Origin of the sequence: Streptomyces sp. NBC_00448 (assembly GCF_036014115.1) — a bacterium.
Lineage (GTDB): Bacteria > Actinomycetota > Actinomycetes > Streptomycetales > Streptomycetaceae > Actinacidiphila.
Map to the genome: position 1 here is coordinate 9,476,654 of NZ_CP107913.1, position 19,016 is coordinate 9,495,669.

The 19,016-nt window shown below is 73.7% G+C and carries 14 protein-coding genes; 12 read left to right on the forward strand and 2 right to left on the reverse strand.

What is annotated here, in order from left to right; genetic code table 11:
• Positions 1–130: 130 nt before the first annotated feature.
• Positions 131–889: a thioesterase II family protein gene (locus OG370_RS40705; protein WP_328473483.1), complete on the reverse strand. Its 759-nt coding sequence runs from the start codon at positions 887–889 to the stop codon at positions 131–133.
• Positions 890–1,324: 435 nt separating this feature from the next.
• Between OG370_RS40705 and OG370_RS40710 the strand changes: the two genes are divergently transcribed.
• The 5 genes from OG370_RS40710 to tpg all read left to right on the forward strand — a co-directional run bounded on the left by OG370_RS40710 (position 1,325) and on the right by tpg (position 6,249).
• Complete coding sequence (locus OG370_RS40710) at positions 1,325–1,522, forward strand: hypothetical protein (protein ID WP_328473485.1); 198 nt, start codon at positions 1,325–1,327, stop codon at positions 1,520–1,522.
• A 145-nt stretch (positions 1,523–1,667) separates the two neighbouring features.
• Positions 1,668–2,123, forward strand: a complete 456-nt coding sequence (locus OG370_RS40715; RefSeq protein ID WP_328473487.1) for a cold-shock protein — start codon at positions 1,668–1,670, stop codon at positions 2,121–2,123.
• A gap of 375 nt (positions 2,124–2,498) precedes the next feature.
• Positions 2,499–3,251: a GNAT family N-acetyltransferase gene (locus OG370_RS40720; protein WP_328473489.1), complete on the forward strand. Its 753-nt coding sequence runs from the start codon at positions 2,499–2,501 to the stop codon at positions 3,249–3,251.
• A gap of 229 nt (positions 3,252–3,480) precedes the next feature.
• Entirely contained in the window at positions 3,481–5,688 is a 2,208-nt protein-coding gene (gene tap / locus OG370_RS40725; RefSeq protein WP_328473491.1) for a telomere-associated protein Tap, read from the forward strand.
• 3 nt (positions 5,689–5,691) lie between these two features.
• Positions 5,692–6,249, forward strand: a complete 558-nt coding sequence (gene tpg / locus OG370_RS40730; RefSeq protein ID WP_328473493.1) for a telomere-protecting terminal protein Tpg — start codon at positions 5,692–5,694, stop codon at positions 6,247–6,249.
• A gap of 52 nt (positions 6,250–6,301) precedes the next feature.
• On the opposite strand, the gene OG370_RS40735 is transcribed toward tpg, so the two are convergent.
• Complete coding sequence (locus OG370_RS40735) at positions 6,302–6,919, reverse strand: TetR/AcrR family transcriptional regulator (protein WP_328473495.1); 618 nt, start codon at positions 6,917–6,919, stop codon at positions 6,302–6,304.
• Positions 6,920–7,019: 100 nt separating this feature from the next.
• Here OG370_RS40735 and OG370_RS40740 point away from each other — a divergent pair, with 100 nt between their 5' ends.
• The 7 genes from OG370_RS40740 (at position 7,020) to eccD (ending at position 19,011) form a co-directional block, all read left to right on the forward strand.
• Positions 7,020–7,934, forward strand: a complete 915-nt coding sequence (locus OG370_RS40740) for an NmrA/HSCARG family protein (RefSeq protein ID WP_328473497.1) — start codon at positions 7,020–7,022, stop codon at positions 7,932–7,934.
• A gap of 165 nt (positions 7,935–8,099) precedes the next feature.
• Positions 8,100–8,663, forward strand: coding sequence for a nitroreductase family protein (locus tag OG370_RS40745; RefSeq protein WP_328473499.1), 564 nt, complete (start codon positions 8,100–8,102; stop codon positions 8,661–8,663).
• Between the two features lie 127 nt (positions 8,664–8,790).
• Positions 8,791–9,567 carry a VOC family protein gene (locus tag OG370_RS40750; protein ID WP_328473501.1) on the forward strand — a complete coding sequence of 259 codons (777 nt, stop codon included), beginning with the start codon at positions 8,791–8,793 and terminating at the stop codon, positions 9,565–9,567.
• Positions 9,568–9,709: 142 nt separating this feature from the next.
• Positions 9,710–10,498, forward strand: coding sequence for a HEAT repeat domain-containing protein (locus OG370_RS40755; protein WP_328473504.1), 789 nt, complete (start codon positions 9,710–9,712; stop codon positions 10,496–10,498).
• A 3-nt stretch (positions 10,499–10,501) separates the two neighbouring features.
• Positions 10,502–11,536, forward strand: coding sequence for a MerR family transcriptional regulator (locus OG370_RS40760; RefSeq protein WP_328473506.1), 1,035 nt, complete (start codon positions 10,502–10,504; stop codon positions 11,534–11,536).
• Between the two features lie 1,864 nt (positions 11,537–13,400).
• Positions 13,401–17,354: a type VII secretion protein EccCa gene (gene eccCa, locus OG370_RS40765; protein WP_328474870.1), complete on the forward strand. Its 3,954-nt coding sequence runs from the start codon at positions 13,401–13,403 to the stop codon at positions 17,352–17,354.
• 256 nt (positions 17,355–17,610) lie between these two features.
• Entirely contained in the window at positions 17,611–19,011 is a 1,401-nt protein-coding gene (eccD, locus tag OG370_RS40770; protein WP_328473508.1) for a type VII secretion integral membrane protein EccD, read from the forward strand.
• Positions 19,012–19,016: the final 5 nt, after the last annotated feature.

The window sequence follows — 19,016 nt, forward strand, 5'->3', positions numbered from 1 at the left end:
CGGTGAACAAGCGCGGATCACCTTAGCTTCACCGGCCACTCTCTGGCCAGAAGCCACCACGGGGGGTGGCGAAGCTGCTCCGCGACCCCTTCGGCGGTCGGCGCCGTCCGGATCGCCGCCCGCGCCGCGGCTACGACAAGGTCGCGGACGTCCCGGTGAGGTGCCCGCGCAGCAGGCCGAGGATCGGCTCGATGTGCCGGGTCAGGAAGAAGTGCCCGCCCGGGTACACCTCGAACTCGAACCCGCCGGTGGTGTGCCGCGCCCACTGGCGCGCCTCGTCGAGCGTGACCTTGGGGTCCTGATCACCGGTGAGCACCGTGACGGGGCAGTTGACGCTCGCCGCCGTATCGCAGGTGTAGCACTCGACGGCCTGGTAGTCGGCGCGCAGTGCCGGCAGCGCGGCCCGCATCAGCTCCTCGTCGTCGAGCAGGATGGACAGGGTGCCGCTCGTCGAGCGCAGCTCGGCGATCAGCCCGGCGTCGTCGAGCAGGTGCAGCGCCTCGTCCCGGTGCGTGCACGGCCCGCGGCGCCCGGACAGGACGATCCGCGCCACCGGCCGGCCCTCGGCCTCCAGCCGGCGGGCGGTCTCGAAGGCGAGGACGGCACCGAGGCTGTGTCCGAACAAGGTCAGCGGGAGTCCGTCGTCCTCGCGCAGGATCTCGGCCATCCGGTCGGCGAGCACGGACATGTCGGTGATCGGCGGCTCGGTACGGCGGTCCTGGCGGCCCGGGTACTGCACCGCGACCACGTCGACCTCGCGGCCGAGCGCCGTCGCCACCGGGTGGAAGAAGGGCGCCGATCCGCCGGCGTGGGGGAGACAGACGAGGCGCGCGGTCGGGTTCTGTGCGGGGACATAGCGGCGGCACCATTGACTTTCCACGGAAGACATGCTGCTCCAACGTCGAGTTCGGCTTCCGCCGAACATAACAAGACGGTCCTCGGTCGCACACTGGGCAGTTGACTGGACATTGCCGCGGCGGCGGACCCGGCCGGGTACCGGGATCTCCCCGCGCGGCGCGCAGCACCGGCTGGGTGCGGCGACGGCCCGCGGGCGTCCCACTACAGTGCTGGGCATGACGATCCGCGGGATCATGCCCAAACGTGGTGGCCGAGGACATCGCGGAGGGCCGGAGCTTCTTCGTCCGAGCACCGGACGGAACCGTCATCAACGTCCACAGCCACGCGGGAGCCGGAGCCGTAGCTGAAGCCGGAACCGTAGCTGGACCCGGCGGCCTCAGGCGCGGGTGCGGACGTACGTAGGCTCGGTGGCATGTTGCGATGTGGAGTGTGCGGGGCGGGGGAACTGGGGCCGCTCGGTGAGTTGATGACGGACAACAGGGTCGGTGACCAGCGCCACCCCACCTTGCGGTTCCGGCGGCCCGGGGCGCTCAGGCCGCGCCCGGAGTACATGGCGCGCCGGGGCCGGGCATGCCTGTCCTGCGGTGCCCTGACCGCCTTCCTCGATCCGGAGGACCTCAGGAGCTACCGGGCGGAGGCGGATCAGCTCATCGAGCCGGAGTGACCGGGGTGGCCGCGGCCCGTTCGTCGGATTTCCGCTGCCCGCCGCCGTGTTGAGCCGCGTCGGTGAAGTGGCGGACGTGCGGTCGGGAACTCGCCTAGTGTGTCGGGCGGGACACCGGTGGAATCTCGGTCATGGGGGGCAGAGGATGGCTGTCGGTCGGGTGATCCGGTTCGACGGGACGCGCGGGTACGGTTTCATCGCCCCGGACCGCGGTGGCGACGACGTCTTCCTGCACGTGAACGACCTGCTGATTCCGGAGTCGTCCGTGCACTCGGGGCTGGCCGTGGAGTTCGAGGTCGAGGACGGCGAGCGCGGGCCGAAGGCTTCCGAGGTGCGGCTCGCGCGGGAGGCGGGGAGCCCGCCGGTGCGGGCACTCGTGCCGGGGCAGCGGACGTCGCCCGCGCAGGCGAGCACGGCGACCGGCTCGCCGGCCCCGGACGGCGAGGAGAAGACGTGCGACGTGCTGGGCGCGACCGAGTACGGCGCTGAGCTGACCGAGCTTCTGCTGGGCTGCGTACCGGAGTTGACGGGACGGCAGATCGTCGCGGTGCGGGAGGGCCTGGTGCAGTTCGGCAAGCGACAGGGCTGGGTCGGGGGCTGACCGTACGACGCCCGACCTTCCGCCGACCGGCCGCCCGACCGGCCTACCCGAAGGACGTTCGGGCCGACCGGACGGCGCCGGCGGCACCGGCGGCACCGTCCCGCCTCGATGACGGCACGGTGCGGCCCGTGCCGGTCGCTTCCGCCGCTCCAGCACCGCCGGCCGCAGTTCGAGCTGGTCGACCCGGTGGCCGGCGTGTTCGTCCCGCTCTGCCGGTCGACCGACCAACTGCTGTCGCAGCTTCAGTGCGTGCCCGAACCCGAACCCGGCGCCGGGGACGACCCGGCGCCGGGGACGACCCGGCGACGGGGACGGACCCGACACGAGCAGCGTGGCCAAAGTCGTGCGCGCGGTGCTCGCGCCCCGGCTCCGCCGGTGACCCAGGTGGCCGGCCGGCGCTCGGCGGAGGACCACGACCGAGGCGGAAAACGGGATGCGTTCGGTCCTGGCGGAACCGGACACTGGACCATGCTGATGGATCACTGGCCCCTGCTGGGCCTGCGGCTGACCACTCCCCGCCTGGAATTGCGGCTGCCCTCCGAGGAGGAGCTGGGTGAACTGGCCGACCTGGCGGCCGGGGGCATCCACGAGCCCGACAGGATGCCGTTCATCGTGCCTTGGACGGATCTGCCGCCTGCCGAGAGGGCGCGTTCGGTAGTGCGGCACCACTGGCTGCGGCGGGGGAACTGGACCGGGGACAACTGGGATCTGAACCTCTCCGTCTTCAAAGACGGCCGGGTGGTCGGCCTGCAGTCCATCGCCGCCCGTGACTTCGCTGCGCTGAGGCAGGTCAGCACCGCCTCCTGGCTGGGCATGCGCCATCAGCGGCAGGGAATCGGAACCGAGATGCGTGCGGCCGCGCTGCATCTGGCGTTCGTCGGGCTGGGTGCTGCCGACGCGCTGTCGGGGGCCTTCGAGGACAACGCCTCATCGTTCACCGTGTCCGAGAAGCTGGGATACGAACCCGACGGCGTTGAACAGCTGGCGGTTCGAGGTCGCCGCATGACGATGCGCCGCCTGCGGCTGACCCGGGCCAGGTGGGAGATGCACCAGCGTGTCTCTGTCACGGTCGCCGGTCTCCGGCCCTGCTTGCCGCTCTTCGGCCTGCCGGACAAGGCAACGGCCTGAGCACTGGATCTGGGGTTCGTGGCAGGCGGAGCGGAACCGGCGAGTCGAGATGCCGAGAGCCCCACCCACGGCACGCCCCGGTTCACCGCCGCACGGCCCCATGGGGGCGCGCCCTGGCTCGGTCGGGGGCGGATCTTCGGCGGCCGGGGGCGGATCTTCGGCGGGCGCTGAGCGATTCGGACGCGATCCGGTGTGCGGTGTGGCTAGGGTGGGCGCGGAGGTGAGTCCTGTGCCCACGGAGAACGAGCTGTTCAGCGCGGTCGACGCGCTGCTGGAGCGTGTCCCCTCGGACGATCTGCCGCCGCCCGCCGAGCGGAAGCGGCTGCGGGAGGCGGCCGGGCTGAGCCAGGCACAGATCGCCGGGGCGGTGGACACCCGGCGGGAGGCGGTGGGCCGTTGGGAGGCCGGGCTGAGCGAGCCCCGTCCGCCGCAGCGTGCCGCGTACGCCCGGCTGCTGGAGGGCCTCGCGGCTCGTTTCCCCGCACCCGCGCCCGCTTCGTCGGGCGACCTGGAGGCGTCCGCCGGCCCGGAGGCCGCCGCGCCGCCGCCCACCCCGCCGCCCGCGCCGGCTCCTGCCCCGGCCGCCGCCCCCGCACCCGCGCCGCGCACTCCCATGGCCCGGTCGGCGCCCGCGCGGCGCCCCGCGCCGAAGCGGCCACCCGCCACGCCCGCGACAGCCCCGGCACCGGCCCGGGCCGCCGCCGACCCCCGCTTCGCGCACGGCCCGCTCGGTGTCCTGGACGGCGACGGCCAGTTGTACTGCGCCGGCGGGCTGGTGCTGCAGTGCCCTGCGGGCACGCTGCCCGAACTGGTCGAGTGGACCCTCGCGGAGGCCAGGCTCGGCGCGGCCCGACTGCACCACTCGGGCAAGGACTCCGACCCGTTGGTCGTGCTCACCACCGAGGCGGCCGGTCGACTGGGCCTGCCCGAGCGGCTGGAGGACCGGCGCTCGATGCGGCTGCCGGAGGACCACCAGGTCGTACGGCAGATCGGCAAGGCGAAGTGGCGGCTCACCCAGCGCGGCTTCGGGCCGTGGGCACGCGTCTACCGGCCGGCCGTGGGCGGCGAACGGCAGTGCGTGCAGTTCGCGGTGCTGCCGTGGGGCGCGCTCGACGCGCGTGCCTGGGGCGAGGCCGACCAACTGCCGCCGGCGGAACTCGCCCGGGCGCTCTCGGCGTACGCGGCCCGCGTGCTGACCCCGCGCGGGTCCACCGCGGTCGCCGGCCTCGAACTGATGGCGGCGCTGCGGCCGCCGACGCGGGCGGTCCGCGACGACGCGACCGGCGCATGGGTGTCGGGTCCGGTACCGGGCTCGCTGACCGTGGCGGTGGACCCGGCGCCGCCGGAGGCCCCGGACGAACACCCGGTCGTCGCGGCGCTCCACCCCCGTACCCACGAGCGCACCCCGGCCGAGGTCCTCGACGAGGAGGCGTACGACTGGGTCCGCGCCACCGAACTGCTCACCGACGCCGAGTGCGCGCGGCAGTTCGCGGTCGGCATCGACGTGAACACCGCGTTCCTCGCCGCCGCCAACCGCCTGGTCGTGGGCCTGTCCGGACCCGAGTACGTACGGTCGCCGCGGTTCGACAAGACGGTGCCCGGCTGCTGGCTGGTGGACCTGTCCGGGATCGAGCTGGACCCGCGGCTGCCGTCACCGTTCACCCCGCACGGCCGGCGCCCCGAGGGCCCTGCCTGGTACGCCACCCCGACGGTGGCGTACGCGCAGGAGCTGATCGACACGTACCGGCTGCCGGTGCGGCTCGACCCGGTCGAGGCGTGGGTACGGCGCGCGGCGGGCCCGTACCTCGACCCCTGGTACAAGCACCTGGCGGAGGCGTACAAGGCGACGATGGCCGACCTCGGGGTGACCGCCGACCTGGCACCCGGCGACTTCCTCGCCGCGATGGCGACCCACAAGGCGGGCGACCCGGGGATGGCGGCGGTGCTGTCCGCGATCAAGTCGACGGTCAAGGGCGGCATCGGCAAGCTCCGCGAACGCCCCCAGGGCGCGAAGTACCGGCCCGGCGAGCGCTGGCCGGCGCTGGAACGCCCGAGCTGGCGGCCCGACATCCGCGCCGCGGTCATCTCCGCCGCCCGTGTCAACATGCACCGCAAGCTCGTCAGGACCGCGCTGGCCACGAGCGGCGGCCCGCCGCCGTCGGGAGCGGTGGTGTTCGGCGCGGACGCGGTGCTGCCGATCGCGGTGCTGTCGGACTGCGCCGTCTACCCGTCGGCCGGGCCGTCGCCCCTGGACGTGCTGCCCTACGACACCGCGGGCAAGCCCGCGCCGGGCACCTTCCGGCTCGGGGTGTCCCCGGGGATGGTCAAGCACGAGGGCACCCAACCGCTGTACTGGGCAGTGGAGTTGCTGGAGCAGCAGCACAACCCCGCCCGGCACGTCAAGGGCGGCGACGCGGTCCTGGACGAGGGGGAGTAGCCGGTGGGCGTCATCCAGGACAGCCTGGACCGGGCGAGCGCGGCCACCGCGACCCGCCCGCTGCCGAAGAGCGCGGGCGCGCGGATGCGGTTCCTGCTCAGGACGGAGAAGGGCTCCACCCGCGCGGTCGCCGCCCGGCTCGGGGTCTCCCAGCGCACGGTGGAGCGCTACGTCAAGGGCACGCTGCGCCGGCCGCGCAAGGACCTCGCCGCACGCCTGGAGCAGGAGGTCCGCAAGGACTGGCAGCCCCGCGTGCGGCAGCGGGCGCGGAAGCGGGCCGCCACGTCGGGCGGCATCGTGATCGAGACCCGTGCCCGGTTCGGGTTCACCGCGGCCCCCGGCTCCACCGACGACGGCCGGATGCGCCGCCTCACCCAGCACCTGCCCCCCGCCTACGCGGCCCGCCTGTTCGACGCGCAGTCCACCGGTGCCACCGAGCAGCAGCTCCAGGCGATCGCCGCCGAGGGTCTCCAGGAGGTCTACTTCAAGGACCGCGGCCGCCGCGCCCACGACCTGGAGGTCGAGTTCACCGACATCGACTACGTGGAACTGGACTTCTGAGCCCCCGTCCGGTCAGGGCGTGGGCGTCGGCGCGGCGTCGGTGGGCCGAAGCTCAGGAGTCGTCACCGGCGACGCCGGATGAGCCGGAGTTCCCGGGCGCCTTGGCTGTGCCCTGTTCAGGGCTGAGCCCTTCCACAGCGAGGCGGAAGAGGCGGCCGGCCTGGGTATCGGGGTCCTGGTGGTGCTCGGTGGCCAGGGCGATGCCGACGGACAGGGTCAGCAGGTCGTGGAAGGTGACGTGCGGTGCGACCGCCTTGTCGCGAACGGCCCGCTGGAGCAGGGGAGTTCCGGCCGCCTCGATTCTGCTGCCACAGCTGTTCGGGGCGGGATTCTCGGTGGGGGGCTCGTAGCTGAGGATATGGGCGAATCCGCGGGCCGAGACGGCGTAGAGGACGAAGGAGTGGAGCCACTCCAGGAGTGCGGTCCGGCTGTCCTCGGTCGCACTCAGCCGCTGGGCGCGCTCGCACAGGCCCTCGATGCGCTCCTGGAAGACGGCTTCGAGAAGGGCGCGGCGGGTGGGGAAGTGACGGCGCACCGTCGCCGAACCGACGCCCGCGGTGCGGGCGATCTGCTCCTGGGATGCCTCGGCCCCGTGCGCGGCGACCTCGGCTTCGGCGACGGCGAGGATGCGCTGATAGTTGCGTCGGGCGTCCGAGCGCTGTCCGGTCATGATCCCTCATTGCTAAACGGCGGGCCACGCCATATCTTAGCGGTACGCAAAACGGCGGGGCCCGCCGTTTTCTCTCTCCGGTCCGCGAGGAGCACCAACCATGCCCAGCAGCAGCGATATCGTCCTGGTCACCGGCGCCACCGGCCAGCAAGGCGGGGCCACGGCTCGCGCACTTCTGGCCGCCGACGTGCCCGTACGTGCGCTCGTACGCGATCCGGGGGCGCGGCCCGCCCAGGCGATCGAGGCGCTGGGCGCCGAACTGGTGCGGGCGGATCTTTCCGACCGGGCCTCCCTCGACCCGGCGGTCGAGGGGGTCCGCGCGGTGTTCTCGGTGCAGATGCCGCCCATGACCGAGACCAGCGTGGACTTCGCGAGCGAACTCGCCCAGGCCACCAACCTGGTGGACGCGGCGAAGGCCGGAGGAGTACGGCAGTTCGTACAGTCCTCGACCAGTGGAGTCGGTGAACACACCCGGGTCGCCGGCTGGGCCGAGGGCCGCTGGGCGGCGATGGCGGACTACTTCCACACCAAGCAGGCGATCATGGAGGCGGTGCGGGATGCGGGTTTCGCCCGCTGGACGGTGGTCAAGCCCGCCTTCTTCATGGAGAACCTGCCCCTGCTGGCGCCCAAGGGGCCCCGCGGCGGGCTGCTGACGGTACTGAAGCCGGACACCGAACTGGCCCTGGTGGCCGTGCGGGACATCGGCGCGGCCGCGGCGCACGCCCTCCAAGACCCCGACCGGTTCCACCAGGTGGAACTGGAACTGGCCGGTGACCTGCGCACGATGGAGCAGGTCGCGCAGACCTTGTCCGCCGCCTGGGGCGTGCCCGTGACCGCGCCTTCCATGAACGTGGAAGAGGCCCTCGACGCGGGCATGCCGAAGTGGGGAGCCGGACACGAGTGGAACAACGCGGTCCTGCAGCCCGCCCGGCCCGCATTCGCCCAGGAGTTGGGCATCCCGCTCACCACCTTCGCCGAGTGGGCGGATGAGCAGTTGACACCCGTGGCCGGCTAGGGCCTGCCGTTCCTCACCCCGGCGACGGCGACGACCGACCACGGATTCGTCCAGGGCCGCGATGCCGGCAACGAGGGGGCGCCGCAGGCTCGGTGCGGGCTCGGTGCGGGGCTCGGGCTCCGCACCGCAGGAATACGCGCACCTGGTGGCCGGTTGGGGCAGGACGTGAAGGGATCTCTCCAGCCGAGCGGGGGCATACACCCGCTGCTTGCCGGGCGCTTCAGCCCCTACGGGTTCGACCCGTCGGCTGCCGTCGACGACCAGGCTCTCGGGCTGCTGCTGGAAGCCGCGCGGTGGGCGCCGTCGGCGGGGAACTCGCAGCCGTGGGGGTTCTTCACCGGCAGGCCGGGTGAAGCGGAGCACGAGCGGATCGTTCCGCACCTCGCGCCGAGCTCCGCACGGTGGGCGACGGACGCGGGCCTGCTCGTCGTCACCTTGACGCGCCGCCACGTGGACGCCACGCAGCAACTGCTCTACTCCGAGTTCGCGGACTACGACCTGGGCCAGGCGGTGGCGCACATGACGATCCAGGCCCAGGCGTTGGGGCTGGACTCGCACCAGTTCCGGGCCTTCGACCTGGAAGGGCTCACCAAGGAGCTGGACCCGCAGCCGGGCTGGGCGATCGTCTCGATGGTCGCGGTGGGCAAGGCTGCCGGCGGGCCGCCGGAGGGCCGCGAGCGGCGAAGCGTCGCGGAGCTGCGTTCCGGTCCGTGGTCGGCGGCGCGGTAGCCGCGAGCGGGAGCGGGGTGGCAGGCGGGGCAGGCGCACCGGGCCGGGGGCGGTGAGCGCCGGTCCGGCGGGGCGGTGCCTGCGGCCGTCCGCGTGGGGCGCGAGGGCGCGTGGATAGGATCGCCGGATGGCGCTGCGACCTGTGCAGGTGAACTTCAAGGCCCTTGACGCCTCGGCGGTCGGCCGGTTCTGGGCGGAGGCGCTCGGCTGGAGCGCCCACAGCGGCGGCGTGACCACGTACGCCGGACCGTCCGGCGACCTGATCTGGCCGGACCCGGTCGTGCTCGGCGTCGAGGTCGTGCCCGTGCCGGAACCCAAGACGGCGACGAAGAACCGCGTGCACCTCGATCTCGCCAGCACCTCCGCGGCCCATCAGGCGGAGCTGGTCGCGCGGCTGCGGGCGCTCGGGGCGACGCCCGCCGACGTGGGCCAGGGCGAGGTGCCGTGGACGGTCCTCGCCGACCCGGAGGGCAACGAGTTCTGCGTGCTGGAGCCCCGGGAGGTCTACCGGGACACCGGCCCGATCGCCGCGGTGGTGGTCGACTGCGTCGATGCGTGGGCCATGGCCGGGTTCTGGGGCGCGGCGACGGACTGGGCCGTGCACGAGGTGGACGACGACCACGCGGTGCTGCGCTCGGCCCGGGGCGGCGGCCCGTATCTGGAGTTCCTGCGCGGGCCCGACGCCAAGACCGTGCCGGACCGCCTCCACCTCGACCTGCTGCCGTACCCCGGTGACGACAAGGCCGCGGAGGTGGCCCGGCTGCGGGCGCTCGGCGCCACCGACCTCGACCTCGGGCAGGGCGACGTCCCGTGGACGTGCCTGGCCGACCCGGAGGGTCACGAGTTCTGCGTCCTCGCCCTGCCGGACGCGGACCCGGACCCGGACCCGGATGCGGAGTCGTGACGGCGCCCGGCACGCAGGCGCCCCGGCACCCGGGCGTCCCGGCGCGTCGGCGGGTGCTCGCGCCGCGGGGCCCGTTCGGCCCGGACGGTTTGACCTTGACATGGTGACAAGGTCTTCACTCCTTGCCGAGGAGGTGGTCGCGATGACGATCACGGCAGGGGACGCGGATGTCGTACGAGCGATCGAGGGCCTGGCGGACGACCGTTCGTCGGTGCGGCTGCGCGCCGCTCTCGCGGCCGGCACGACGCCCGACCCGCGCTTCGTCGGCCCGCTCGTCGAGCGGTGCGCGGTCGAGCCCGAGTTCTTCGTCCGCGACATGCTGACCTGGGCGCTCACCCGGCACCCGGTGTCCCTGACGCTTCCCGGGCTGCTCCGCGAGCTCCGCTCGAAGCGTGCGCAGGCGCGGAGCCAGGCGCTGCACACGCTGTCCAAGATCGGCGACCGGCGGGCGTGGCCGGCCATCACCCGCGAGGTCCTGTCCGACGCCGACGACGAGGTGGCGCGGTGCGCCTGGCGGACCGCGGTCGTGCTCGTGCCGGAAGGCGAGGAGGCCGCGCTGGCCGCGGTGTTGGTGACGCAGTTGAGGCGCGGCGGGCGGGAGACCCGGCTGAGCCTGAGCCGGGCGCTGGTCGCGCTGGACGAAGCGGCGCTGCCGGCGCTGCGCGTCGCGACGGCGGACCCCGACCCGCGCACGCGTACGCACGCCCTCGCCACGGAGCGGCTGCTGCGCGACCCGGAATCCGGGTTCGAGTTCGCGGTCGAGGAGGCGAAGCGCGCGGTGGCGCTCGGCGAGGCGGACCAGGCCGGCCAGGCCGTCGAGGCCGGTCCGTCGGGCCGGTCGGGTCCCTCCGGCGACTCCGGCGACTCCGGCGACTCCGGTGATGCCGGCGACTCCGGCGCCTCGGGTCGGGCCGGCCAGGAGGGACCGTAGGACGTGCTGATCGGTGAGGTGGCGCGGCGCTCCGGGGTGAGCGCCCGCATGCTGCGGCACTACGAGTCGCTCGGGCTGCTGCGCCCGACGGGCCGTACCGGCTCCGGCTACCGGGAGTACTCCCGGGAGGACGTCCGGCGGGTCCTCGACATCGAGAGCCTGCGCTCGCTGGGCCTTCCGCTGCGCGAGGTCGGCCGCGCGCTCGACGACCCCGGCCTGACCCCCTCCGCGCTCGTCGGCGACCTCATCCGCCAGACCCGCGAACGCATCGCGGCAGAGACCGAACTGCTCACCCGGCTGCGCCGGATCGATGCCGCGGAGCCCGCCGGCTGGGACGACGTCCTGCGGGTCATCGCGCTCCTGCGGTCCCTGGGTTCGAAGAGCGCCGACGCACGCCAACGCGCGGCGCTCTCCTCGGCCGGCGAGGTCCAGGTGCCGGTGGAGGCCCTGGTCCAGGCGGTACTGAGCGAGACGGACCCGAACGTCGCGGGGGCCCTTCGATGGGCGCTGGCGCGATCGGACGACGGCGCTCCCGCGCTGCTGGCGGAAGGCCTCGACTCGCCGCTGGCCGCGGTGCGGGAACGCGCCGTCCGGGCCCTCGCCGAGCTGCCCGGAGCGGAGGCCACCGACCGGCTGCGGGAGGCCCTGGCGAGCCCCGACCCGGCGGTCCGCGGGCATGCGGCGCTGGAACTCGGCACACGTGGTGTGGCCGATGCCGTCCCGACGCTCGTCGACATGATCGTGGCGGGCCGCAACGACACCGACGCGGCCGACGCGCTGAGCAGATTGAGCACATCGGGCATGGGCATGGGCATGGGCGCGGGCGACACCGCGACGGCCGACCGGATCGCGACCGGCCTCGTCGACCGCCTCGCCCCGGGCACGGAGCAGGCACCCGCACGCGGACGGCTGACCCAGGCGCTCGCGGGCATCCCCGGGACGACGGTGACCGCGGCGCTGATGGAGCTGTCGCATGACGCGGACCGCGCCGTCGCACTGACCGCGGTGTACCTCCTCCAACGGCGCGACGCACCATGACGGTTCGCGCCGGGCTGACGGGCCTGCCCTGAGCTCCGGGTCCCCGCTGAACTGCCGGGTCCCCGCCGAACCGGCCTGGGGCGACGGGCTGTTGCACGCTCCCGAGGCGTGGCACGGTGACCGCCGACCGGGCTCGACCCTCGGGACCGCCGCGGGCGTCGAGGACTCCGGTTCCGCCCGGGAACGGGTCGGCGTCGCCTCGGACACCTGATCGACGACCACCCGGTTCGGCGACCTCACCGCCACCGCGATACGCCGGGCGCCGCAGCAGCCACGCGCGAGCGCCAACCGGCCCTCCGTGATTCCGCTTTCGGCCCCGCCTTCCACGGACGACTCCGTTTCGGCCGCCCGTTCCGCCTCCGGATATCGGTCCGGTGGCTTGCTCCGCTCTTCGGCGTCCGCCCACAATTCCGGTGACCATCCGCGATCGCGCGGTCGCCGTCCGGTCGGCGAATTGCCGCCGCCCGACCAAACGTCCGGTCGTCAGGAAAGTCGGTTGACGGTACACGCTCCTCACCGGCCGCCCGGTGCACGGCAATTGGTACGGACCGCCCGCCGGACGGCGGCCTTACGGGCGGGCGCGGCGCGGTGGAGCGGTGCGGCGCCCGGGCGCGCGTTCCGATACCGGCCGGTACGCCGCTGCCTGCGAGGACGCCCGAGCTTTGCCGTTTCGCCGCGCGGTGACGGTTCCCGGGAGCGGCATCTCGGCGGGCGGTGGCCGGCACCGTGAAATCCCGGCATTGACGGCGGCCGAATTCCGTACGCAATGCGGAACGTACGGGGGTGGGGTGCGGAATCCACTGGCGACCCTGACAGCCTATCGGAAAGGAAAAGCGCGTTGTTCCGGAAACGGTGACCTCCCGGCCGTCGTGGCGTTCCCCGATGGTGTCCTGTTGGGGCGTTCCGGCATTCGGTGAAGGGGAATTCGAGGTGCGCGGGGGTGACGGCGCCGTTCGCCGCGCGGGGCGGCCGGGTCGCGGACGGCGGGGCGCTGCCTTGTAACGGTGCTCGGCTCCGATCTCGTACCGCCGCCCGCCCCCGGTGCGAGCGCCGCCGCCGGGGGCCCCGCCGCCGCGCGGCCCTACGCGAGTCCGCCCCGACGGCTCGGGACTGCTCGAGCCGCTCCGACCACTTCGACACCGATCGCGCGGACCGCCCCTCTTTGTCCTGGCTGCGGCCTTGGTCGGGGAACATGCCGTTCGGCGGATCATCCCGCGTGCGCGACAGGCGGGGGAGTGGTGACGGGGGCTCGGCCGATCTCACCCGATTCGGGCCCGGGGGTGCCCGTTCCACTCCTCCCGGCTGACCGGTTGCAGGATGAAACGGTCGATGAAACAGCGGGCGCCGACGGGCCGCGCGGCGGCGGGCATTGGCCGTCGCGGGGCCCTCGCCGGCCCTCGCGGCGCCGTGCGGGCCCGGGTCCCGCGCCGCGGTGCTCGCCGTGCCGTGCCCGCCACCTGCGGCGACGCGTCGGGCGGGGCCGCGGACGACGCCGGGCACGGCGGATCGTGTCCGCTTCGTTACCGGGAGGCTCCGAGAAAACCGACGCGTGAAGGACTAAAGATGAATTGCCGGGGAATAATGGACCGCCGCAAACGGCGGGTCTTAACCTACGGGACCGTAGGGAATGGCGTTCCTTCGGCCCGATGCCGCTGTGCCGGTGCGGCTCGACGATCGGGGAAGCGGTCCCGCGACCGGTTACCGTGGCCGGGCGCGGCGAACGGAAAGGAAAATGGGGGCTGTTGCAAGGCGGGGAGGATTCCCTATAGTCGCTGCGGTAACGAGTGACATGCACACTGCATCGGGAGTCACCGCTTTGAGCATTAAGCCGGTGAAGCGCTCACCTCGCCGCGACGGGCCGCCGATGCCCGACGGGCAGGTGGAGTTGGCCGAGCCGCCGGTACTGGGTGAACCCGCCGGCGTGGACTTCGGTTCCGCGCTGCTGTACCTGCCGATGGGGCTGGGCGCCGGTGCGATGGTGCTCATGTTCAGCGTCCGCAGCATGGGCCCGACCACTTACATGATGTCCGGGATGATGGGCGTCGCCATGATCAGCATGACGCTGACCCAGGTGGGCCGCAGCAGCTCGGAGCGCCGCCGCCGGATGAAAGCCGAACGCCGCGACTACCTGCGGTACTTGGCGCAGCGACGCCGCCAGGCCCGGACCGCCGCGGCCGAGCAGCGGGCCGCCCTGCTGTGGGACAACCCCGACCCACGCGAGCTGTGGGCGTTCGCGATGGGGCCGCGGCTGTGGGAACGCCGCCCCAGCCACGAGGACTTCGGCCGGGTCCGGATCGGCATGGGCATCCGCCGCGCCGAACTGGTCTTCCTGCCGCCGCAGACCAAGCCCGTCGAGGACCTCGAACCGCTCACCGCGATCTCGCTGCGCCGCTTCACCAAGGCCCACCAGACCGTTCCCGACCTGCCCATCCCGGTGGCGCTGCGCCGCTTCACCCGGGTGGAGTTCGCCGGCGACGGTCAGGAGGCGCTGGCCCTGATGCGGGCGATGCTCGCCCAACTCGCCGTGCTGCACGCCCCCGACGAACTGCGCGTCGCGGTGCTCGGCAATCCGGGCGCACGGGCCGAGTGGGACTGGGTCAAGTGGCTGCCGCACAACGCCCACCCCGACGAGCAGGACGACGCCGGCGCGCTCCGGCTGGCCGCCGGCGACCACGACGAACTGATGGCGCTGCTCGGCCCCGAGGTGCGCGACCGCCCCGACCACGACCCGGACGCCTCCCCGAACGTCACCGAGCCCTACCTGGTGGTCATCGCCCAGGGCGCCCATCTGCCGGACAGCTCACGGCTGTTGGGGGAGGGGATGCGCAACACCCTGCTGCTCGACGCCACCGGTGCCCTGCGCGGCGGCGACAACGTCCTGCGGCTGACCGTCCGCGACGGCACCGTCAGCTTCCCGGCCGGCGACGACGCCTCCGCGTCCGCGACCGCCGACGCGCTCAGCACCATCGCCGCCGAGACCCTCGCCCGGGGCCTGGCCCCGCTGCGCACCGGCGGCAGCGTGGACCTGACCGAACGCCCGCTGGAGTCCGACTTCGACCTGACGTCGCTGCTGAGCATCCGCGACCCCCGCACGTTCGACGTGGCCGCCAAGTGGCGCCCCCGGCAGACCCAGTCGGCCCGGCTGCGCGTTCCGCTCGGCGTCACCGACGAGGGCGAGGTCGTCGAACTTGACCTCAAGGAGTCCGCGCAGGGCGGCATGGGCCCGCACGGCCTGCTGATCGGCGCCACCGGCTCCGGCAAGAGCGAACTGCTGCGCACCCTGGTGATGGGACTGGCCGCCACCCACTCCTCCGAGGTCCTCAACCTCGTGCTGGTGGACTTCAAGGGCGGCGCGACCTTCCTCAACATGGACCGGCTGCCGCACACCTCGGCCGTCATCACCAACCTCGCCGACGAGATCCACCTGGTGGACCGGATGCGGGACTCCATCAACGGCGAGATGATCCGCCGCCAGGAACTCCTGCGCGAGTCCGGCCACTCCTCGCTCTTCGACTACGAGAAGGCACGCGTCGCGGGCGCCACCCTCGCCCCGCTTCCCTCGCTGCTCATCATCGTGGACGAGTTCTCCGAACTGCTCGCCAGCAAACCGGAGTTCGTCGACCTGTTCGTCTCCGTCGGCCGGCTCGGCCGAAGCCTGGGCGTCCACCTGCTGCTCGCCTCGCAGCGGCTGGACGAGAGCCGTATCCACAAGGTCGAGGGCCATCTGTCCTACCGGCTGGCCCTGCGCACCTTCTCCTCGATGGAGTCCCGCAGTGTCATCGGGGTCTCGCACGCCTACGAGCTGCCGTCGGCACCCGGCAACGGCTACCTGAAGGTCGACACCACCAACCTGGTCCGCTTCAAGGCCGCCTACGTCTCCGGACCGGCGCCCGAACCCGCCGCCGAGAACGACCCGGCCCAGCAGCAGCGCGCCGCCCAGGAGGTCACCGTCTTCGGGCTCGACCGCAGCGGCGAACTGCTCTCCGCGCGCGCCGAGCAGACCGCGGCGCTCGCCGAGGCGGCCCAGGCCGCGCAGGCGGACCGCGGCGCGGCCGCCACCACCGGCCCCGACGGCGAACCCCTCAGCGAGGAGAGCCTGTTGGAGGTGCTCGTCGGCCGGCTGGAGGACGCCGGCCCGCCGGCCCGCCAGGTGTGGCTGCCGCCGCTGGACTCCTCCGTCAGCCTCGACCAGGTGCTGCCCGCCATCGTGCCGGACCCCGACCGGGGCATGAGCGCGGCCGACTACCCCCGGCTCGCCTCGCTGCGCTTCCCGCTCGGCATGGTGGACAAGCCCTACGAGCAGTCCCGCGACCTGCTCACCGCGGACCTGTCCGGCGCCGACGGGCACGTCGGCCTGGTCGGCGCGCCGCGCACCGGCAAGTCCACGATGCTGCGCACCTTGATGCTGTCCCTCGCGCTGACCCACACCCCGCAGGAGATCCAGTTCTACTGCCTGGACTTCGGCGGCGGCGGCCTGGTGTCCACCTCCGGGCTCCCGCACGTCGGCTCGGTCGCCACCCGGCTCGACCGGGACCGGGTACAGCGCACCGTCGCCGAGCTGACCCAGCTCCTGGAGCGCCGCGAGGCCGAGTTCGGCGCGCGCGGACTGGAGTCCATGGCCGGCTACCGCGCGCAGCGCGCCACCGGCGAACTGGACGACCCGTACGGCGACGTGTTCCTCGTTGTGGACGGCTGGGGCACGCTGCGGCAGGACTACGAGGACATCGAGCCGCGCGTCATCGACCTGGCCGCCCGCGGACTGTCCTTCGGCATCCACGTCATCGGCTCCGCGGTGCGCTGGTCGGAGTTCCGGCCGCGGCTGCGGGACCTGCTGGGCACCAAGTTCGAACTGCGGCTCGGCGACACGCTGGAGTCCGAGGTCGGCGCGCGGGCCGCGGCGGCCGTGCCGCACCAGCCCGGCCGCGGCCTGACCTCCACCGGCCACCACTTCCTGGCCGCACTGCCCCGGCTGGACAGCTCCCCGCACACCGAGGACCTCACCGCGGCGACCAAGGAGGCCGTCGCGGAGATCGACACCTTCTGGACAGGCCGCCCCGCGCCCGGCGTGCGGCTGCTGCCCGGCCGGCTGTCGACCGCCCAACTCCCGCCGGCCGAGGGCGACCTGCGGGTCTGCCTGGGCTGGGACGAGCAGCGCCTGGAACCCGCCTGGCACGACTTCTCCGTCAACCCGCACCTGATGGTGTTCGGCGACAACGAGACCGGCAAGACCAACATGCTGCGGCTGATGGTCGCCGCCATCACCTCCCGCTACACCCCCGAGGAAGCCCGCATCATGGTCGCCGACCCCGGCCGCGGCCTGCTCACCGCGGTCCCCGAGGCGTACCGGGTCGGCTACGTCGTGGACAGCGACGCGCTCGGCCAACTGGCCGCCAGCGCCGCGGTGTCGGTCGGCAAGCGGGTGCCCGGCGCCGACATCTCGCCGGAGAACCTGGCCCGCCGCGACTGGTGGAGCGGCCCGCTGCTGTTCGTGCTCATCGACGACTTCGACCTGTTCTCCGGCGCACCGGGCTCGCCGTCCCCGATGACGCCCCTGGTGCCGCTGCTGGCCCAGGCCCCGCACATCGGACTCCACCTGGTCCTGTCCCGCAGCACCTCAGGCGCGATGCGGGCGATGATGGACCCGGTGCTGCGCCGCCTGTGGGAGCTGGGCAACCCGGCCCTGCTCTTCTCCTACCCCAAGGAGGAGGGCAAGTTCATCGGCGAGGCGAAGCCGCGCACCCTGCCGCCCGGCCGCGCCCAGCTCGTCACCCGCCGCTCGGTCAAGCTCATGCAGACCGGATTGGTGGCCGCGGAATGAGATCCCGTACCGCCGCCGCCGGGTTCCGCGCCGCCACCGGACGTACGACCGGTCACCGTACGACGGGTGAACGTACGACCGGTCAACGGACGACGGGCGAACGTACGGCCGCTACCCGTGCGACCACCGTTCGTGCGACCACTGTCCGTACGACCGGCGCCCGAACCACCGCTGCCCGTACCACCGTTGGGCGCGCCGGCGGCGGCCGTACCGCCGCCGCGCGCGACCGAGCCCCCCACCGCACAGGAGCGACCCGATGACCACTGCCTCCGTGGTTCCCGGAGCCGGGACCGGCACCGAGGTGTGCCGGGTGACCGTCGTCGGCCCCGGCGGACAGGCCGACCTCGCGATCCCGGTCACGCTGCCGGTGTCGGCGCTGCTGCCCGTCCTCGTCGAGCACGTGGTCTCCGACGTGCGCGACCGCGGTGCGCCATGGGCGCTGCAACGCCTCGGCGAGGCACCGCTCGACCCGGACGGCACCCCCGCCGGGCTCGGCCTGCGGCACGGCGACGTGCTCCACCTGCGCCCGGCCGACGACCCGCTGCCCACCCTGCACTTCGACGACGTCGCCGACGGCGTCGCGCACGTCGTCGGCTCGCTGCCCGGCCGCTGGCGGCCCGAGCTGACCCGCGCGCTGGCCCTGACCATGGCCGCCCTGGCCGTCGTCATGCTCGCGCTGGCCCTGCTCAGCGCCGGCCCCGGCGACTTCGCCGGCTACGGCGCGGGCGTCGCCGCGGTGCTGTTCGCCGCCGCCTGCGCCACCGGCGCCCGGCTGGCCGCCGACCGGGCCGCGGTGGTGACCGCGGGGATCGCGGCGATGGCCATGGGCGGACTGGCCGGACTCGCCTTCCGCGCCGGCCCGCACGGCGGCTTCGACCCCGGCGTGCCGGGCCTGCTGGTCGCCACCGGCTGCGTCACCGCCGTCGCCGTCGCGCTGGTCGCCCTGCGCGCCATGCCGTTCCTGCTGCCCGGCACCGCGGTCGTCGTCGCCGCGGCCGCGGCCGCCGCCATCGGGCTGCGCGCCGCCTTCGACTGGCGGGCCGGCCAGGCCGTCGCCGTGGTCGGGGTCGGCCTGTTCGTCCTCGGCCACTTCGCCCCCCGGCTCTCGCTGCGCGCCGCCCGGCTGCGGGTGCCCCAACTCCCTCACAACGCAGCGGAGTTGCAGGAGGACGTCGACCCCGAGCCGCAGGAGCGGGTGGAGCGCCGGGTGCGGGCCGCCACGTCTTACCTGGACGCGCTCAGCCTCGGGTTCTCGCTCGCCTTCGCCGTCGTCTTCTGGTTCATGATCCGCGAACACGGCTGGATCGGCTGGGCGTTGCCGCTCGTCCTCGGCGCCGCGGTGCTGCTGCGCGCCCGCGGCCTGGCCGGCACCCTCCAGCGGGTGCCCACCGTCATCGCCGGCGGCGTCGGCCTGGCCCTGCTGCTCCTGCAGCAGTGGACCACCGGCGGCCCCGGCGAGCGCGGCATCGCCGCCGCGCTCCTGGTGCTCACCGCCGTCGCCCTGCTGGCCGGCGCCTGGCGACTGCCCTCCAGCCGCCTGCTGCCGGTCTGGGGCCACAGCGGCGACATCACCGAGATGCTCGTCGCGATGTCGCTGCTGCCCCTGCTCCTCCAACTCCTGCACGTCTACTCGCATGTGCGCGGACTGACGAGCTGACGGAC

Excerpts from the sequence above, each read along its gene's own strand:
- OG370_RS40715 (WP_328473487.1), top strand. The coding sequence starts at position 1,668 with ATGGCTGTCGGTCGGGTGATCCGGTTCGACGGGACGCGCGGGTACGGT.
- OG370_RS40740 (WP_328473497.1), top strand. The coding sequence starts at position 7,020 with ATGCCCAGCAGCAGCGATATCGTCCTGGTCACCGGCGCCACCGGCCAG.
- OG370_RS40735 (WP_328473495.1), bottom strand. The coding sequence starts at position 6,919 with ATGACCGGACAGCGCTCGGACGCCCGACGCAACTATCAGCGCATCCTC.
- eccCa (WP_328474870.1), top strand. The coding sequence starts at position 13,401 with ATGCCCGACGGGCAGGTGGAGTTGGCCGAGCCGCCGGTACTGGGTGAA.
- OG370_RS40710 (WP_328473485.1), top strand. The coding sequence starts at position 1,325 with ATGACGGACAACAGGGTCGGTGACCAGCGCCACCCCACCTTGCGGTTC.
- eccD (WP_328473508.1), top strand. The coding sequence starts at position 17,611 with ATGACCACTGCCTCCGTGGTTCCCGGAGCCGGGACCGGCACCGAGGTG.
- OG370_RS40755 (WP_328473504.1), top strand. The coding sequence starts at position 9,710 with ATGACGATCACGGCAGGGGACGCGGATGTCGTACGAGCGATCGAGGGC.
- OG370_RS40705 (WP_328473483.1), bottom strand. The coding sequence starts at position 889 with ATGTCTTCCGTGGAAAGTCAATGGTGCCGCCGCTATGTCCCCGCACAG.
- OG370_RS40750 (WP_328473501.1), top strand. The coding sequence starts at position 8,791 with ATGGCGCTGCGACCTGTGCAGGTGAACTTCAAGGCCCTTGACGCCTCG.